This window comes from Stenotrophomonas sp. YJH_SMC_48-3 (assembly GCF_059369375.1).
On record NZ_JCAFSQ010000005.1, the window covers coordinates 124,775 to 142,192 of the forward strand.

Sequence of the window (17,418 nt, forward strand, 5' to 3'; positions counted from 1 at the left end):
GTGCTGTCGTTGAACAACATGTGCACTAGCAGACGGGACCAAGGGATATGGACGTTCCGCAATACCGCGTTTCACGACGTGCTAGCTGGCTCTATGCGCTTCTCGGTGCGCGCAGCTTTGGGCCCAGTGCTGTGCGCCGTATCGGGCTGCGCATTGCTGGCTTCGTTGCCCTGCTGCTGGGAAGCGAATCGACTTTGGCTGCCGACTACGTGTACGACGCCAACGGTCGCCTTATCGCGGTGACCAATAGCGCCGGCGACACGGCGCGTTATCACTACGACACGCTGGGTAACATCAAGCGGGTTGAACGCCTGGCGTCTGGCGCGCTCGCCATATTTGATTTCGCACCACGTCACGGCGGCGCAGGAGACCGGGTCACGCTGAAAGGGCGGGGATTCAGCGCTGCGCCGGCGCAGAACACCGTTCACTTCAATGGAGTGCCTGCCAGCGTCATCGCCGCCAGTGGAGGCAGTCTGACAGTCACCGTTCCCTCGGCGGCCACCACTGGTGTGCTGACCGTTACCGTGGGTGCGCAGACGGCAAGCAGCGACGTGCCATTCGTCGTTGATGCACAACCTCGCGCCCCGCTCATCACCGCAGTCAGCCCTCACATCACCACAACCGGGGGCGCGCTGACCATCAGCGGGCAGTCATTGCTCCCGCTCGCCGGGCAGACCAGTGCGCGCCTCGGCATGGCCCCACTGTCCCTGGAACAGGCTAGCAACACCGCACTTCAGGCCCCGGTTCCAAGTGGCGCGAGCAGCGGCAGAGTCCGGGTCACCACACCGTATGGAAGCGCAGTGAGTACGGACGACGTACTCGTTGTACCGCCGGGAATCGACGAGTCGACGATTGGAGCTGTGAAACGACTGGCTGTTGATGGCCAACTCAACGATCTTTCGACGACTGCCGCCGGTCAAGGCGTTGCCATCCTGTTCGATGCGCAGGGCGGGGACTACATCAGCGCCCAATTTTCCGCACTGGCCAGCGAGCTCAACTTTGCTCTCTATGGAGTCGGCAACAAACGCCTGGCCTCCGGCACAGTCTCGGCCAACTCGCCAAGTTTCCACATGCCTGCATTGAAGTCTGCGGGCACTCACCTGCTGGTGCTGACTCCCAAGGCGGGGCCGCTGGCATGGAAGCTGCAGTTGGAGCGGTCCGCCGTCCTGGATGTTGATGGCACGCTGCAGGAGGTAAGTACGAGCGTTGCAGCACAGAGTCGTCGACTGGTGTTCGACGCTCGCAAGGGAGTGCCGTTGGGGCTGGGTTTGGCGGAGAAGACCGGTCCTCCAGCGTGGGGTTCGGCAACAGTGACTGTGCAGGGGCCTGATGGAGGGCAGGCTGGATTCCAGCAGTGCACGCAGGCCAACAACGGATGCAGCCTCAATCTCTCGGCCCTGAGTACGGGCAGGCACGCAATTCTGATAGCACCTGCAGCGTCAGGCACTCGCCTGTTGGCCTTCCAGGCAGCGTTGTCCACTGACTCGCAGCACACTTTGGCGCGCGCCACGCCGTTGCCCATTTCCCTTTTGCGCCCTGGGCAGAATGCAAGGCTGAGCTTCACCGGAACGGCAGGTGAGGTGCTTGGACTCTTGGTTGCTGGTCAGACGACCCTGCCCGCAGGTCGCAATGTCTACTATCGGGTTCACCATCCAGATGGAACCCTCTGGAAGTCCCTAGCCGTAGCAAGTGGAATGGTAATGAACCTGGCCCTTCCAGCCACCGGCACCTATGACGTCGTGATCGACGCTGGATACGGGGAAACAGTTGCAACGGAAGTACTGTTGAGTGCCGGTGAGGGAAGTCCCTTCATTGATGGCGCCACTTCAACTCACGCACTTTCGCGGGCAGGGGAGGCTGCATATTTCCAGATCAACGCATCCCAAGAGGATTCTCTGGGCCTTGGTATCAGCAACCTGATCATCGCGGACGGCAGCGGCGTGGTTGTGAATGTGTATCGTCCCAATGGCGTCCTGTTGGCTAACACAACCTGTCACCTGGCGAATTCCGGTTGCGATCTGAACCTGTCGTCGCTGGAAGCGGGCGTTCATGGCGTGGAAGTCGTGCCCCTGGATTCAACCCAGACCATGACGTTCAACGCAACCGTGTCCCGCGATCTTGTGGTGAACATGACACGTGGCACACCAACTGCTCTGGTCTTGCCTCGCCACGGCCAGAATGCACGCCTGGTCTTTCCAGCATCTGCCAGCGAAGTGATTGCTCTCAAGATCACAGCGCAAACCACAGAGCCAATGGGAGCGGGCGTGTACTTCCGGGCGCTTCGTCCGGATGGCACGACCATCGCTTCCGGCTACGCTGCGGGCGAGAAAACCCTGTTGATAGACACCAATGTCGCCGGCACGTACCAGGTCTTTGTTGACCCGGAACACGGTGCAACTACGACGTCAATGCTGACCCTGGAAGCGGGCGTTCTGGGTGAAATGGAGCAGGACGGCAGCATAGGGGAATATCAAAGCGCTGCAGGCAAGGACGTGTCCTTCACCATCAATGCGGTGGCAGGAAAGCACCTTGGCTTTGGCGTCAGTCATCTGAGCGTCAACAATGGCACGCACGTCCGGATATATGCCTACGCGCCAAGCGGTGCCAGTGTGGGCAACGAAACATATTGCTATGTGAACAATGGCGGTTGCGACGTACAACTTTACAACCCTGTGAGTGGAACCTACAGCATCGTCATGCGCCCGGTGGGTACGACTCAGACGATGAAGTTCCGGGCTACGCTTTCGTCAGCGCTGCGCTCCACTCTTTCGCGGGATGTACCATTCAATCTGAGCCTGGATCGGCGTGGCCAGGATGCCTTGCTGGCGTTCAGCGGCATGGCTGGTGAGACCGTGGCCTTCCAGATCTCGGGTCAATCCACCGTACCTGCAGCCAGGACGGTTGCTTATCGGGTCTATAAGCCCAGCGACCGTAGGGCGGGCTATCACATCGCCAGCATCCTTCCGGAAACGGGCGGGGCAGTGAATATTCGCCTGCCTGAGAGTGGCGAGTACTGGGTATACGCTGATCCTGAATTTGGAGCAGCCGCGAGTGCCAGGGTCACACTGTCCACCGGCACCACCAGTGGCATGGTACTGGATGGTGCGGCGGCGGCCTTTGTCGCAGATCAGCCCGCGCAATCCGCACATTACAGCTTCACTGCGGCGGCGGGCCAGCATCTTGGCTTTGCCGTCAGTGACCTGGCGGTTTCTGATGGCACGCATGTCCGGATATACGCCTATACCCCCAACGGGGACAGCTTCCAGGATGATTCGTATTGCTATGTCGAGCGGGGCGGTTGTGACATCGACATCTTCAATCCGGTTCCGGGTACCTATAGCGTGGTGCTGGTGCCATCCGTGCCAGGGCAGCGCATGCAATTTACCGCGACGCTGTCCAGTAGTGCACCGGCTGAACTGATTCGTGACAGCCCAAGCCAGATGACGCTTTCGCGTCGCGGCCAGGACGGGGTGCTCACCTTCAATGGCACTCAGGGTGAGACCGTGGCACTGCAGGTGGCAGGCCAAGCGACCGCACCCGCTGGCAACAGCGTGCGTTACCGCATTTACAAGCCGAGTGATCGAAGGTCCGGATACTTCTTCGGCTCGATCACGCCACTTGCCGGCGGTTCGTTGAACATGTCGCTGCCAGAGACTGGCACGTACTGGGTATGGGCCGATCCTGACAATGGCGCAACCGCCAGCGCACAGGTCACGCTTTCCTCGGGGACCACTAGTGGCCTGTCCCAGAGCGGCGGATCAGTACCTGTGGAAACCATCCTTCCTGGACAGACGGTCTACTTCAGATTCAATGCCGTTGCTGGCCAGCATCTTGGCTTCGGCCTGAGCGATCTGGTTGTAAGCAGTGGGACGCAAGTTCGGATCTACGCCTACGCACCCAATGGCAGCAGCATCCAGGATGACTCGTACTGCTATGTTGCCGATGGAGGGTGCGACATCGACATCTACAACCCGACCGCGGGTACTTACAGTGTCATGATCGTTCCGGAGCACGGCGACCAAGCAATGCAGTTCAATGCAACGCTTTCGTCCAGCAGGGGTATTTCACTGGAGCGCGATGTTCCTGCGGTACTCGATCTGACGCGCCGCGGTCAGGATGGGCTGATCACGTTCAGCGGCACGCAGGGGGAAAGCTTGGCCTTCCAGGTGGCTGGGCAGACAACGGTGCCCGGAGATCGTCAGGTGATCTATCGGGTCTACAAGCCGAGCGATCGGCGGAGCGGCTACTACATCCATTCGGTCAGTCCGCAGACCGGCGGTTCGATCAACATGGTACTGCCGGAGACGGGTACGTATTGGATATGGGCTGATCCAGTCAAGGGGGCAGCATCCCGTTCGCACGTGACACTTTCCACCGGAACGGCCAGTGGTATGGAGCGCGATGGAGCAGTGGCTCAGTTCATTTCGGCTCATCCCGGACAGTCAGCCCATTTCCGCTTCAATGTGGCAGCTGGTCAGCACCTGGGCTTCGGGATCAGCGACTTAGCGGTCAGTAGCAACAACCATGTGCGCATCTACGCATACGCCCCCAATGGCGACAGCGTGGGCGATGTCTCTTACTGCTACGTCGCTGATGGCGGCTGCGACATTGATATCTATAACCCTACCTCCGGAACATATAGCGTCATCGTCTCGGCGACGGAGCCAGGACAGACCATGCAGTTCAAGGCAGGGTTGAGCAGCAGCATCAGCCCTGCACTCGCTCGGGATGTTTCACTGAATCTGCAATTGGATCGTCGTGGCAAGGATGCAGTAATGACCTTCACCGGGACTGCAGGGGAGTCGGTAGCCCTGCTTGTTGCCGGGCAATCCACCACGCCATCGGCGAAGACGGTTCGATATCGGATATACAAGCCCAGTGATCGGCGTCGCACCTACGAGGTCGGCGTCATCACGCCGACATCGGGAGGGTCGATCAATCTGGTTCTGCCAGAGTCTGGAACGTACTGGGTCTGGGCAGATCCAGACAACGGTGCCACTACCAATGGGCAGGTTACCTTGTCCACCGGCGGATTGAACCCGCTGGTTGTGGATGGCCCGGATACCCAGTTTGCCTCTAGCCAACAGGGTCAGTCGGCGCATTTCCGATTCCAGGCAACGGCGGGGGGGAACCTCGGGTTCGCCATCAGTGGCCTGACCCTCAGCGAAGGGAATCACGTCCGTGTGTACGCGTACTCTCCCAGTGGCGCCAGCATTGCTGACACGTCGTACTGCTATGTCAGCGACGGGGGCTGCGATATCGATTTCTACAACACCGTGGCCGGGGACTACAGCATCCTGGTCCAGGCAGTGGCGCCAGGACAGACGATGCAGTTCAGTGCAACGTTGTCGTCCAACATTGGGATCGCCCTGCAACGCGGGGTTGGTGCTCCTCTCGCGTTGTCGCGTCGCGGTCAGGATGGCCTGCTGACCTTTGCGGGTGCGCAGGGCGAAAAGGTCACGCTGCAGGTGGCAGGGCAGGCCACGCAGCCCGCCGGAGGTCGCGTCGTCTATCAGATTTTCAAGCCCAGTGATCGGCGCCGCGGATATGCGATAGGAACGACCGGGCCGACGACCGCCTCAAGCCTGAACCTTACGTTGCCGGAGACGGGAACGTACTGGATCCTGGCGGATCCGGATCTCGGAAGGTCCGCCAACGCGACCGTTTCCGTCTCGAACTCGCCCTGAGCGCAGCAGCGAAGAGATCAACGACTATGAAGAATGGAATCTCCAAGGTCCGGGCAGTCAGGACAGGTCGGCCCAAGGTGTTCATCACTGGGTTGCTACTGGGTGCACTGTCAATGGCCAGTTCGCTCTGGCATCTTGATGCAGGCCTGCTGCCCCCCGCACAAGCACGTGCAGCGGATGCAAGTGCCAGTGACGTATGGCAGCCGTTGCCGGGACGGGAGCAGCGAACACAGCTCAATGATGGGCGTTGGTTGACGTTGAATGCTGCTGGAACCCGGCTTCTGAAAGGGGAAGGCAGTCCAAGGGGAGCGGCCAAGGCCACTGTCCTGCCCGCAGTGCGGCTCAATCCGAGCTTGACACTGCTTCCCAGTGGTCGGGTTCTTGTCTGGGGAGGGACCGACAACAACGGAACCCTGCACCGTGACGGGCTCTGGTATGACCCTGTAAAAGATGAGCTCGCGCCAGCTGATGAGCTGACGCTGTCGCCACGCGCGGGTCACACGGCAACGGTGCTTACAGACGGCAGCGTGCTGTTCGCCGGCGGAGATACCGGTGTTGAGGGGATGCCTGCCGAGCTGTGGAACGAGCGCAGCAACCGTACGCTCGCTCTCGGTGATGAAACCAGCATCGCGCGCCGCGGGCACGCCGCACTGCTGCTAAGTGATGGTCGGGTGCGCCTTGCTGGGGGCGTTGATCGACGTGGCACTCAGCAGAATGCTGAACTGATCTACAGCCAGCAGGATGGGCGATTCTCCAACGCGCTTGCACATCAGGATCGTCAGCAGGCGGGGCTGGGGGGATCGATTCCCGCCCAAGGCAGCAGGGACGTATTGCCCTCACAGCGTTTGTCAGTGCGCTTCACCCAGCCCATCAACATGGCCGACTTCTCCGCGACGTCGGTCACTCTGATTGGTCCTGGCGGATCTACCCCCATCGAGGTGATGCCGGTCGAAGGCGGCCGGCTCCTGTTTGTGTCACCGAAGCGGTCGCTGTTCCCTGCTTCACACTACACCTTGATGATCGATGGTGTGCGTACCACGGAGGGCAAGGCGCAGCCGTTGGTGGCGCTCGATTTTGGAACCGCTGCCCTCGATGCCTCAGGAGGTACGGTTGATCAGGGCGGTACCGATGTGGAGCCAGCAGGTGAGCGGGTCACTACTGGTCAGGCGGGGAACCAAGCCAACTGCGAGCAGGCGGCCAACGGCTACCAACCTTGCCGCGCGCGTGGCGTGGTCGAGAGCGGTGTCTGGTATCCGGGGCGCGACAACACCGATAACCGCTGGCGGATCTATGGCGGGGACAAGCGTGTCGAGCCTGCCGCGTACTCAGCCGCGATGGCAGCACGCTACAAGGTGACTGCCCTGCGCGGCCGGGTAGTTCGAGTGGACCAGATGCCGGTTGCAAACGTGGAAGTCAGCGTTGGTAGTATCTCGACCCGAACCAATGCTGACGGCTGGTTCGCGTTGTTTGACTTGCCCACGGGCCATCAGGAATTGTACGTCGACGGAAGCACAGCCAATGTCGGCGATGATCAGTATGGACAGTTCGTAGTTGGTGTAGAGGTCAAGGCTGGGCAGCTGAACGAGCTGCCGTACCTGATGCATCTGCCCAAGATCAGTGCACGCGACAAGGTGCGAATTGCCTCGCCGCTGAGGCAAGACCTGATTGTCAGCCATCCAGACATCCCTGGGCTGGAGTTGCACATCCCCAAAGGCACGGTCATCCATGATCGCAAGGGGCGACTGGTCAACGAAATCGCCATCGTTCCGACGCCGGTCAACAGGGCGCCGTTCCCGGTGATGGAAAACCACCCTATGGCGTTCACGGTGGAGCCTGGCGCCGCCCAGGTGCGAGGCCTGGATCCCAATGTCCGCAATGGTATCCGCGTCTACTACCCAAACTACGACAGCTACAAGAAGGGCACTGAAGCCGACTTCTGGATCTACGATCCGACGGATGGCTGGCGGGTGTATGGGCGCGGCACGGTATCCAATGATGGGCGCCACTTTGTGCCCGAACAGGGCGTGGCTCTGCACGAGACGATGGGGGGCATGTACAGCGTCCCGGGTGGCAATGGAGCCAGTGAGCTTGGGTTGGCCCCTGACAACTCCGGTCAATGTGGGTGTAGCGGTGACGCGGCCGTGGCTGGCGATCCCATTGATCTGAAGACCGGTGAGTTCACACACGCGGAAACCGATGTAGCCATCGATGATGTGGTGCCCATCACGGTGGGGCGCAATTACCGGCCGAACGACCTCAAGCGCGGTGTGTTCGGCATCGGCATGTCGTGGAACTGGGGCTACACCCTCAATCGTCCCAATACCGCCAATTACGACGTGCTGGAGTTGGTGCAGCCCAATGGCTCGGCAGTTCGGTTCGATAGAATCTCCGGCACTGGCAATCAGGGGGAGTGGCGCCAAGCCGGCTCCAATACACGCTTCGCCGGCGCACTGATAAAGACGGTTTATGATTCGGACCCAACCCAGCCTTGGGGACGCGCGTTCCTGCTTACGCTTCGTGATGGCTCACGCATGCAGTTCTCAAGCTGGAACGACATCCGCGTGCGCTGGATTGAGGACCGTCACGGTAATCGGACGTCCCTTCTCTACAACGCAGGCCTGGTGTCGGAAATCACCTCGCCCAGCGGGCGTTCCGTCACCATTGCCTACGACGGCAGCAATCGCATCAAATCGCTGCGGGACCACACCGGTAGGGAATGGTCTTATACCTACGACAGCAATGGGCTGCTCTCAAGGGCAACCTATCCAGATGCTACCTCCCGTCAATACACCTTCCAGACCCGCATACAGAACGGGAGTGTCGTACAGCACCGAATTGAATCGATCACCAACCAGCGTGGGCATCGCCTGCTACTGAATCAGTTCGAGGTGGTCAACGGTGTTTCGACTGGCCGGGTGATCAAGCAGATCCAGGCCGATGGCGGCGAGATCAACGTGAACTACGCTCATGTCGACAATGGTGTGACCGGCACCCTGGTTACCGAGGTTGACGGCAGCAAGCGCAGGATCGTATTCGCCCAGGGGACGCCGTACCCGGCATCGGAAACGTTTGCCTATGGGACCGCCGATGCGCAGACCTTCACCTACGAGCGCAACAGCAATGGCCAGTTGATTCGTAGCACAGATCCGTTGGGGCGGAAGACGGAGTACACCTACAACAACGATGGCCAAACCACGCAGATCACCGCGCTGGCCGGCACCAGTAAGGCGCGCACGGTCAGCATGGCGTACAACGCTGATGGTGATTTGACGACCATCACTGATCCATTGAACCGCGTGACTAAGCTGGGCTACCACAACCGTTGCCTCAGTTCGGTAACCGATCCGCTCAACCGTACTGCGACTTATCGCTGCAACGCAGCAGGCCAGATGGTAAGCGCGACCGATCCGCTGCAAAGGACCCTGCAGCTCCATTACGACGGATACGATCTTGTCGGCGTCACTGATCCTCTAGGCCGGCGTACCAGCTATCGTTTTGATTCTCTGGGGCGTTTGATCGCGACCGAAGACCCACTGGGTAATGTCGTGCGCCGCGAGTACGACATCATGGGGCGTGTCAGGAAGCTGCTGGATGCGCACGGAGCAGGGGTTGAGTACGGCTACGACGCCAACGGGAACGTTGATGCCGTGCTGCTGCCCAACGGCAACGGCATCACCTACACCTATGACAGTCGCGATCGTCCGCTGACGCGAACCGATGCCTCAGGCAAGGTGGAGCAGTGGACCTACGACCTGTCCGATCGTGTCACCAGCTACACCGATCGCATGCAGCGCAGCGTCACCAACACGTATGACGTGCTGGGACGACCGAAGACAACCACCTTCCCTGACGGATCCACAGCTACTTATTCCTACGATGCCGGCAATCGAATCCGCACGCTCACCGATACCGGTGCGGTTGGTGCGCTGAGCTGGGACTACGATGAATCTGACGCGCTGATCGCCGAGTCCAGCCCTCAGGGGACAGTGGGATATGCCCATGACCTCGTAGGCCGACGCACAGAAATGCGCGCGGCGGCACAGGCCAAAGTCAGCTACACCTATGACGCAGCTGACCGTCTTCGTCAGCTTGATCAGGGCGTGGAATCGGTCCAGTTTACCTACGACGGCGCTGACCGTCTGAGCAATCTGACCCTGCCCAACGGCATCGAAGTAGCCCAGAGCTATGACGCCGGCAACCAGCTCACAGGCCTGGCGTGGCAGAAGCCTGGTCAACAGGCGATCGGCACCTTGGGCTTCGGATATGACAGCAACGGCCAGATCATCAACCAGAGCGGCAGCTTTGCAAGTCAGACCCTGCCTGCCGCGACTACAGGCGCGAGCAGCTTCGATGATGCGAACCGCCAGCTGACGCACAATGGCCGCACGCTGAGCTACGACGACAACGGCAATCTCACAAGCGATGGCGTCCGCAGCTACGTGTGGAACGTGCGCAACCAGCTGGTGGAGATACGGGAAGGGGCCAGCATTGTGGCCACATTCGGCTATGACCCGCTGGGCAGACGTGTCGTTCGTACCGAAGCGGGTATCACCACCCAGTACCTGTATGACGGCCAGAATGCCGTGCAGGAGACAGTCGGAAGCACGGTCAACCCGATACTGACTGGCCTCGGCGTTGATCAGCGCTTCGCCCGCAATGACGCGGGCGGGAGGGCCTACTATCTGACCGACCACCTGGGCAGTACGCGGGGCCTGACCAATGGGGCCGGCGAGCTGCTGCAGCGCTACGACTACACGCCCTATGGGCAGTTGCAGGCTTCTGCAGGGAACTCCAACAACCCCTACCGCTACACAGGGCGGGAGCAGGACGAAAGCGGGCTCTACTACTATCGCGCGCGCTACTACAGCCCGGACATGGGCCGGTTCATCAGCGAAGATTCCTATGGCTTCGCGTCAGGGGATGTGAACTTCTACGCCTACGCTCTGGGTAACCCGATCAGTTACAGCGATCCTTCGGGGCATATCGCTTGGTTTGTCGTGCTGCCGCTGATATGGGCTGGGATAGAAATTGCCCTATCGATCTATGATGCGGTTGAGACAGGAAAGACACTTCTAGATCCTTGTGAAACCACAGAAACAAAAGTAATTTCAGCTATATCATTTGGTATCGGACTTGCGGCGCCAGGTGGTGGCTATGGAACTGCAGCAAAAGGCGTAGTCAAAAGGCTTGGGCCCAAGGGGGTTGTGCGCGGACATCACAACGCAAACGTGATGGTAAGAGGAGCGGACGGGCAAATAATCAGCCATGAAAGACTGGTAAGCGGCAACATGACGCCCGCGGAGAAGGCGCTAGGCTTCCCCCGCAATACGCTGGCATCACATACTGAAGCTCGCGCTGTAACTCATACGCCGCTCAGAAGAGGCGACACAATGACCATCACTGGTGAGCGGCCCCCTTGCCCTTCTTGCAAGGGGTACATGAATCGCGCTGCTCAAGAGACGGGTGCCACGGTAAGATACCAGTGGCGGGAGGGTGGCCAAACTAGGCGCTGGACGACTGGCGGACAATAATGAGGATCAGGCGATGTATGAGTTCACTGCAGAAGTGGTTTCCGTAGAGGAAGATGACTACTGCATCGTGGTCGGATTGGCAGATAGCCCAACCGATCCGTCCCGCTACGTCATAATTCAGAATGCTAAGAAGTATGACGATCAAGATAAGAAGTTAGGCATGGATCATGCCCATCTTGAGGTTGGCGGCGGTCTGGAGCCATGCTATGGCGGGTTGGAGGAAGTGTCCCTGCTGGGTACTAAGCTCCAGCTGCTGCTCTCCGAAGTGGCGCAGAGGAAGCTTGGTATCAAAGGTGGGATAGCGGTGACGCTGAAAACGTTGGATAAGCCTGGTTCGCTGGAGATGGCGTTAGGCCAGATCTGCGCTTCAGAGAAGATTCCGTTCGCGCTGAGTTCAGCTGGGAAGATTTGATTGCGTCGCTTTGTGGCGATGCCTGCATGACCAGCGCTGAGCACAGCGAAGCGTATGGGGAAGAAGTGGTAAGTGTGGGTATTCTGCGCCGCTGCAGTTCAATCGGTGCTTTCAATGTTTTTTTGGGGGCAGGGGCTGCCTTCCCAGCTCCCGATGATCGTCCTACAGGCCGGCCCCGCCTCTTGATGGAGGCGAGGCTCGAAGCAAGGATTGGCTGCGGCACCGCTCGAGACCAAGCCAGCATTGCGCAGGGCTGCTGCACGTCAGGAACTTAGAGAAGGGGGCGGGCGATGCGTCAGTTGGAGAGTGTGCTATCCGAACGCCATACGCAATTCGTGTGGATGGCCCGTATCCAAAAGTGCAATGGGGCTGGGCGATCTATAGCGCTCCACAAGCTCGCTCAAGTTGCCCTCATGCCTCGAGAGAAAGATGCCTTCCGCGTAGCCCTGGGCGAGCACCGCCAGCCTCACTCGTGGATCAAGCTTCCCGTTGTCGATCTGTTGCTCGCTGAAGTGGCTGAATTTGTTCAAGATTTCATCTACAAAGCTCAAATAGTTGGGGTGAATCATTCGATAGCGCCCACCTGGCCTCGTCGCGGCGTAGCTGCTCCATCCATCCGGAGCTGGTTGATCTCGAGCTCCGGTGACTCGCTCACTTTGATGGCTAAAGGCCTGATCTGATCGATCTCGTCGGGAACCTTTGGCGGCATTCTGGTCAATGTGACGGAGGATTGGGCCTGAGTCGTCCTCAAGGTCTGCATGGCTTGCACGTCGTGCTGTGTCTGCGCCTGCTGGTGGTGATTGCTGGTCTAGGTGTGTCGTGAGTCTGTATCTTTTAGGGTTGCAGACCCTCCTGGCCTGGCGTAGCGCCAGACCAGGAGGGAGGTCCACAAGGCTGGAAATCCTGCTGGGATCAATGTGCGCCCCTGGAGTTACGATCAGCCGACTTGTACGTCTTTGCTCCCCGCACCAGTTGAGGTAGGCCTGTAAGTACGCCGCAGCAGTGGGGTGGGGCTGCCTCTGCAAGGCGGAAGCTGACTCATTCATAAGGTCAAAGCCGCACGCGCAGGTGAGCAACTTCGTGGGCGTGCCGGCGACCGTCACCGGAAATCCATTGCATCGTGGGCAATTCTGGCGCAGGCGAACGCCATGCCAAGGACACGTGGAAATCCAGGGCAGCTGATGCAGTGTGGTGTGATACCCGAGTCTGATGCATGGAAGGCAGTACCTCAACCTGAGATGGGAGGGCAGTCTCGGGTCGTCAGTCATGAACGGATACCACGCCGCTAAGTCCCACTCGGGCGGAGTCTCGATCCCAAGGGTTGTAGAGAGCGCCTCTTGTTGTACTTGCGAGGTCGTCAGGCTCAAGAGCAGGTTGATGTGTCTGTTTGGCTTGATTCCGAGGAGCTGTGAGTACTCCGTGGCCCGCCGCGTATGCCATAGATGTCATGCGGCTCGCCGAGGCTGCCGAGATACGGCTTTCTGCAGCGGGTTGGTTAGGGCGATACGGGCGCGGCTTCCATGGCCTTGAAAACTTGATCTGCGTCACAAGAAATGGCTGGTGCACTTTTGCCATCGGCCGGCGCCCATGACCGGGCTTCGTTCATATTTCCGTTAAGGTTGGCCGAAGTTTCCCGCGAAAACCACTGCATATTGCGGTCAGTCTCATCATATGAGACTAGATATAGTGGTTGGCAGTCCCCCTTCGTGCTTGCTAACTGCGTGAACGGTGGTAAAATCGCAAACGAGACATCCACAAAAGCGAACGCCTCGCTTGCAGGCGAGGCGTTCGGATACAGCAACTCACAACCAAGGAGGAAAAAACAACCCGGACTACTGAACAAGCTGTCCAGTACGGATTGATAGAGACCTACGAAGCTGTGCGTCTTGGCAGACGTCGAATTATAGCTTTCAGAGAGCTACTTCGTAAAGCATCTACGTAGGTCTTCTACCTCTCCGGATACAGGACCACCTAAGACGCCTTCTTTGGGGGGCGAGGGTGTTCCCTTGGGCAGTCGCAGCGACTTCACCCAACTATCACGAGGTCTACAGCAATGGCTGACAAGAAGATCACTCAGTATCACAGCGCTGTCTCCGGCGAGTTCGTAACAAAGCAATTTGCCGAGAAGCACAAGGCGACGACGGTCAAGGAGCGCAACAGCGCTCCGAAGCCGTCTCCGACCAAGTCGCGCGCCAAATGAGTAGCCAGAGGGGCGGCCCTTACGCCGCCCCTCTTTCGTTCGCAGACTGCGGAAAGGAAGTAAAAACGCTATGAACACCGTTCTTAAGCTCTCACCTGCTGTACCAAGACCACGTCTTTCTGATCGCAACCTCGCTCGGATGGTCCGCATGTCGGCGAGTCGGCAGATGCGATTCCTGCATGATCAAAAATACCCACGTGGTACGCCGCAGGTGTTTATGCAGCCGTACTACGCCAAGGCGCTTGCAGGAATCCGCGACGTGATGAAGCGCGGCCTTCCTGCAATCATAGACGCGCGCGCAAAGTTGCAGGGCATCTCCCAAGAGACACGGCGCAACAATTCGATGCGCGTGCTGGACTCCTTCATTGCATCACCGCATGCAAGCCGCCGCTTGAAAGTGGTTCCTGGGCATCGCTACCAGGCACATGCGCGCAGTCTTGAAGTGCGCTTCTCACCGCACGTTGTGGCGATGGATGCTGACGAGGTGCGCTACATCTACTTCCACGAGAAGGGTGTTCAGTGCGACCCTGAGGAGGCCCGGCTCACACTTGAGTTCGGCTATTGGGTGCTAGGGCAGAACAACGTTGAGGTGAGGCCGGATCAGCTTGAACTGATTGATCTGTTCTCCGGAAGGTACTTCCGAGGCCAGCCCATGAGGCCGGAGACGTTGAGGATGTTGGACGATATGGCACGTCACATTGAAAGCCAGTGGCCCACAATCGAGCCGTAGATCAACAGTTCGCCATCCCGTCTCAGTCCCTGCGACTGAGGCGGGATGGTGTCTAAAGTGTCGGAGCACTCCATTTCTTCGGTACCTTGGCAGCTCTTCATCCGGTGAGTCCCGCTGGATCCATACCAGACGTCTAGAAGCGTCCCTGCGATCTGGGTAGGGGGATTCCCTACAGACGAAGGATGGCTTCACAGACTAGGCTCGATGCCAGAGGCCTTCTTCCGAGCGGGAGCGCTACAAGATGCAAGAGATGTCCTATGCCGACGCAATCGATGCTGGCCTTGATCCAATCTCCTACAGAAATAATCTATTGGAGTCACTTGGTGAGGGACAGTTCGCGGGCCAACTCGATGCCCTTGTCTGGTCGAAGCGCAGTCCCTGCCTAATGGCCCTGTTGAGCCTGGACATGGGCAGTCGCGTTCAAGTTGTGGGATTTCAGCGCCATACCCGGAAGGGTCTTCCCGAGTATCTTGGACTCAGATCACTTTCGCCCGGCCAGCGGGTGCTGCTCCAAGTTGATCGTGGATTGCGGGGCGGATTAAGACCCCTAGTCGTTGCTGAGGATAGAATTGCTGAACAGCAAGGCGAGTCTCAGCATGGATAGGTTCAATGCATATGACGCATTGTCAGAAATCGCTCCTGCGGAGTTGACCCAGGTAGCTAGTCAGTTGAATCAAACCGGGTTCGTAATCGACGAAGACGGGCTCTGTTTAGGCTCAGTGCTTATCGAGCACTGGTCCAATAGATGCTCTGACCTGATAAGAGGATATGGATATGGAGGAGGGGAGCTGGCGGTACGTGGAGCCTTCTTCAGCGAGGTGGGAGCTATCTACATCCTCTACGATCAGAAGCGCCATTCCGGCGAGGATGCCGCAGATGAGCTCCGCCGCGTGGCCAAGTTGCAGGTCACATGAGAGTTGCTTTCAGGTGGTCTAGAAATCAGCACCCGCCGCATCTCCATCCAGCTTCCTGCCGCGCTCTGTAGTTGGCCTTGCTGCGCTTTCCAACATTCGCGCCGCCGGATTCGTTTCGGCTGCGCCTGCTTGATAGTAGCCGATGACACTGACCACTGATCGGTGATCGGTCATTGCCATAATGGCGGGCAGGGCAATTCCCTGTCTGGCGCCTTCCGTTACGAAACCCGATCGTAGGCTGTGGCCGCCAAAGTTTCCTACCAACCCGGCAGCGCGTGCGCGATTCTGGATGATGGCGGCCACCGACTTAGGTGACAAGCCGCCCCCAACTTTCCCACGCGTCAGCTGGCGGAAGAGGGCGCCCTCCTGCAGTCCGGCCGCGTCGATCCAGGCGCGAAGCGCTTCGGCCGGTGGGCCCAACAAGGGCTTGTCCGGCGAGCCACCGGCCTTGATCCCGTCCTGCAGCGTTTTGCCGACGTCCAAGTGGTAGAGGTAGCCGCCGTCGATCGGCGCAAGCTTGCTCAAGGTGGCATGGGCCGTTTCGCTCCGACGGCGCCCACCACTGGCGAAGGCGAAGTAGAGCAGGGCACGATCCCGTTTCCCAACAAGATCGTCCTCACAGGTCGCAATCATTGCCATCAATTCGGTCGCAGTGATCGCCGTTTTCTTGTTGGGCCGTTCCCCACGTTTATGCGCGGCGCGACGGCCCTTGGCCAACAGCTGCCGCACCTCGCTGCTTTCGCAGGGATTGGCCAGCTTGAGCAGTTGATGGGCGCTGGAGAGCACCGCAACGCGATGGACGATGGTCGACAGCTTGAGTGGTCCTGGGCGCTGTTTGAATTTGCCTTCCACCAGAAGTGCATCCAATCTCGGCGGCAGCTCCCAGGCCAGGGCATCGCCAGAGCGCCGGGCCAGATGATCGATGATGAACTGGATCACACAAGACGCATCCACCGGCATGGCGATGACCACTCCGTAGCGGCCTAGGTACCAAGCCGCCCAGTAGCGCAAGGCGGTGGCGTAACTGCGCGTGGTGTTGGCCGAGGCCGCTTCGGCGAAGACTTCGCGCACCGCGTCCGCCGAGGACTGCGACAGCTGCGCCACGGTAGGATCAGCAGGCAGGGAGGCCGTCAGGGCTGGCAGAAGGTCGCTCATAAGTGACTGAAAATAAAACTAAAGAATAGTTTGAGTTCCGATAAATATATCTTATCGGAAGGCGAATTTCATAGGGCAGGGCGGTGACTCTTAAGCGTCCCGGCACCAGTGGCCGTCACCCATTCCGCGACATTCGTCACACTTGCCAAGATCGCGTGGACACAGTCGGTGTCAAACTCGAAGGATCGAAATGGCTGTCTATGTAGTCACTTGGAACCTGAACCGGGAAGCGAATTACGATGCAAAGCGGACAGCGTTCCTGAATCACCTGAATCGACACGAGAACGTCGCTGATCCAGCGCTCGAAACCGTGCGCTGGATCTCAACGGGCCTATCAGCAGACGCACTGTCGGCTGACCTTAGGCAGCGTCTTGATGGAAACGACCGTATCTTTGTCAGCCATGTCTATACGGGAGGCCACCAAGGCTACCTATCCAAGGCGACCTGGGCTTGGATCAATCAACGGCTGTAAGTGTGCGGACTGTTTCCGGTGGTGCCTTCCGAGGCACCACCGACGAATCAACCGCCCCCTAGCCAATGTCGGCCCAAGCTCGTGTCCATTTCAAGCATGCATGCGGCCGGATAGCGCTGAAGAGCACTTTTACCGGGACTCATCAAATTTGGAGGGTCCAAACCGCTGAGCTGGCTCAGAAATGAAGCTGACGGTCTTAGCCACCTCCCGAAGTAGATGCTCTCGAAAGCGCGTGGCTGCTGCACCTTGGCAACATTGGGGATGCCCCAGATTCGCGACGCACCATTGGCGATGCATCAAGATCAAAGCGAGTCATT

9 protein-coding genes are annotated in these 17,418 nt (G+C 59.1%); 7 read left to right on the forward strand and 2 right to left on the reverse strand.

Annotation, left to right across the window (positions count from 1 at the left end; all coding sequences use genetic code 11):
- Nucleotides 1-47: 47 nt before the first annotated feature.
- From AC5P65_RS09840 to AC5P65_RS09850, 3 genes are all read left to right on the forward strand, one after another.
- Nucleotides 48-5,687 carry an IPT/TIG domain-containing protein gene (locus tag AC5P65_RS09840; RefSeq protein WP_180832632.1) on the forward strand — a complete coding sequence of 1,880 codons (5,640 nt, stop codon included), beginning with the start codon at nucleotides 48-50 and terminating at the stop codon, nucleotides 5,685-5,687.
- Between the two features lie 113 nt (nucleotides 5,688-5,800).
- Complete coding sequence (locus AC5P65_RS09845; protein ID WP_180832633.1) at nucleotides 5,801-11,218, forward strand: RHS repeat-associated core domain-containing protein; 5,418 nt, start codon at nucleotides 5,801-5,803, stop codon at nucleotides 11,216-11,218.
- Between the two features lie 13 nt (nucleotides 11,219-11,231).
- Entirely contained in the window at nucleotides 11,232-11,630 is a 399-nt protein-coding gene (locus AC5P65_RS09850) for an Imm10 family immunity protein (RefSeq protein ID WP_180832634.1), read from the forward strand.
- A 311-nt stretch (nucleotides 11,631-11,941) separates the two neighbouring features.
- On the opposite strand, the gene AC5P65_RS09855 is transcribed toward AC5P65_RS09850, so the two are convergent.
- Complete coding sequence (locus AC5P65_RS09855) at nucleotides 11,942-12,199, reverse strand: hypothetical protein (RefSeq protein ID WP_180832635.1); 258 nt, start codon at nucleotides 12,197-12,199, stop codon at nucleotides 11,942-11,944.
- A 1,484-nt stretch (nucleotides 12,200-13,683) separates the two neighbouring features.
- Here AC5P65_RS09855 and AC5P65_RS09860 point away from each other — a divergent pair.
- The 3 genes from AC5P65_RS09860 to AC5P65_RS09870 all read left to right on the forward strand — a co-directional run bounded on the left by AC5P65_RS09860 (nucleotide 13,684) and on the right by AC5P65_RS09870 (nucleotide 15,474).
- Nucleotides 13,684-13,830, forward strand: coding sequence for a multidrug transporter (locus AC5P65_RS09860; RefSeq protein WP_111097736.1), 147 nt, complete (start codon nucleotides 13,684-13,686; stop codon nucleotides 13,828-13,830).
- Between the two features lie 70 nt (nucleotides 13,831-13,900).
- The gene (locus tag AC5P65_RS09865; RefSeq protein WP_180832636.1) at nucleotides 13,901-14,560 is read left to right on the forward strand and encodes a hypothetical protein; all 660 of its coding nucleotides are present in this window, start codon (nucleotides 13,901-13,903) and stop codon (nucleotides 14,558-14,560) included.
- A 596-nt stretch (nucleotides 14,561-15,156) separates the two neighbouring features.
- On the forward strand, nucleotides 15,157-15,474 hold the full coding sequence (locus tag AC5P65_RS09870; protein ID WP_180832637.1) for a hypothetical protein: 318 nt from the start codon (nucleotides 15,157-15,159) through the stop codon (nucleotides 15,472-15,474).
- Nucleotides 15,475-15,492: 18 nt separating this feature from the next.
- On the opposite strand, the gene AC5P65_RS09875 is transcribed toward AC5P65_RS09870, so the two are convergent.
- Nucleotides 15,493-16,629: a site-specific integrase gene (locus tag AC5P65_RS09875; RefSeq protein WP_188249923.1), complete on the reverse strand. Its 1,137-nt coding sequence runs from the start codon at nucleotides 16,627-16,629 to the stop codon at nucleotides 15,493-15,495.
- 190 nt (nucleotides 16,630-16,819) lie between these two features.
- Between AC5P65_RS09875 and AC5P65_RS09880 the strand changes: the two genes are divergently transcribed.
- A complete protein-coding gene (locus AC5P65_RS09880) occupies nucleotides 16,820-17,101 on the forward strand; it encodes a hypothetical protein (protein ID WP_099596049.1) in 282 nt (93 codons plus the stop codon).
- Nucleotides 17,102-17,418 lie beyond the last annotated feature (317 nt).

What these genes read in the sequence shown, in the direction of transcription:
- AC5P65_RS09840 (WP_180832632.1), top strand. Translation starts at nt 48, where the DNA reads ATGGACGTTCCGCAATACCGCGTTTCACGACGTGCTAGCTGGCTCTAT.
- AC5P65_RS09845 (WP_180832633.1), top strand. Translation starts at nt 5,801, where the DNA reads ATGGCCAGTTCGCTCTGGCATCTTGATGCAGGCCTGCTGCCCCCCGCA.
- AC5P65_RS09850 (WP_180832634.1), top strand. Translation starts at nt 11,232, where the DNA reads ATGTATGAGTTCACTGCAGAAGTGGTTTCCGTAGAGGAAGATGACTAC.
- AC5P65_RS09855 (WP_180832635.1), bottom strand. Translation starts at nt 12,199, where the DNA reads ATGATTCACCCCAACTATTTGAGCTTTGTAGATGAAATCTTGAACAAA.
- AC5P65_RS09860 (WP_111097736.1), top strand. Translation starts at nt 13,684, where the DNA reads ATGGCTGACAAGAAGATCACTCAGTATCACAGCGCTGTCTCCGGCGAG.
- AC5P65_RS09865 (WP_180832636.1), top strand. Translation starts at nt 13,901, where the DNA reads ATGAACACCGTTCTTAAGCTCTCACCTGCTGTACCAAGACCACGTCTT.
- AC5P65_RS09870 (WP_180832637.1), top strand. Translation starts at nt 15,157, where the DNA reads ATGGATAGGTTCAATGCATATGACGCATTGTCAGAAATCGCTCCTGCG.
- AC5P65_RS09875 (WP_188249923.1), bottom strand. Translation starts at nt 16,629, where the DNA reads ATGAGCGACCTTCTGCCAGCCCTGACGGCCTCCCTGCCTGCTGATCCT.
- AC5P65_RS09880 (WP_099596049.1), top strand. Translation starts at nt 16,820, where the DNA reads ATGGCTGTCTATGTAGTCACTTGGAACCTGAACCGGGAAGCGAATTAC.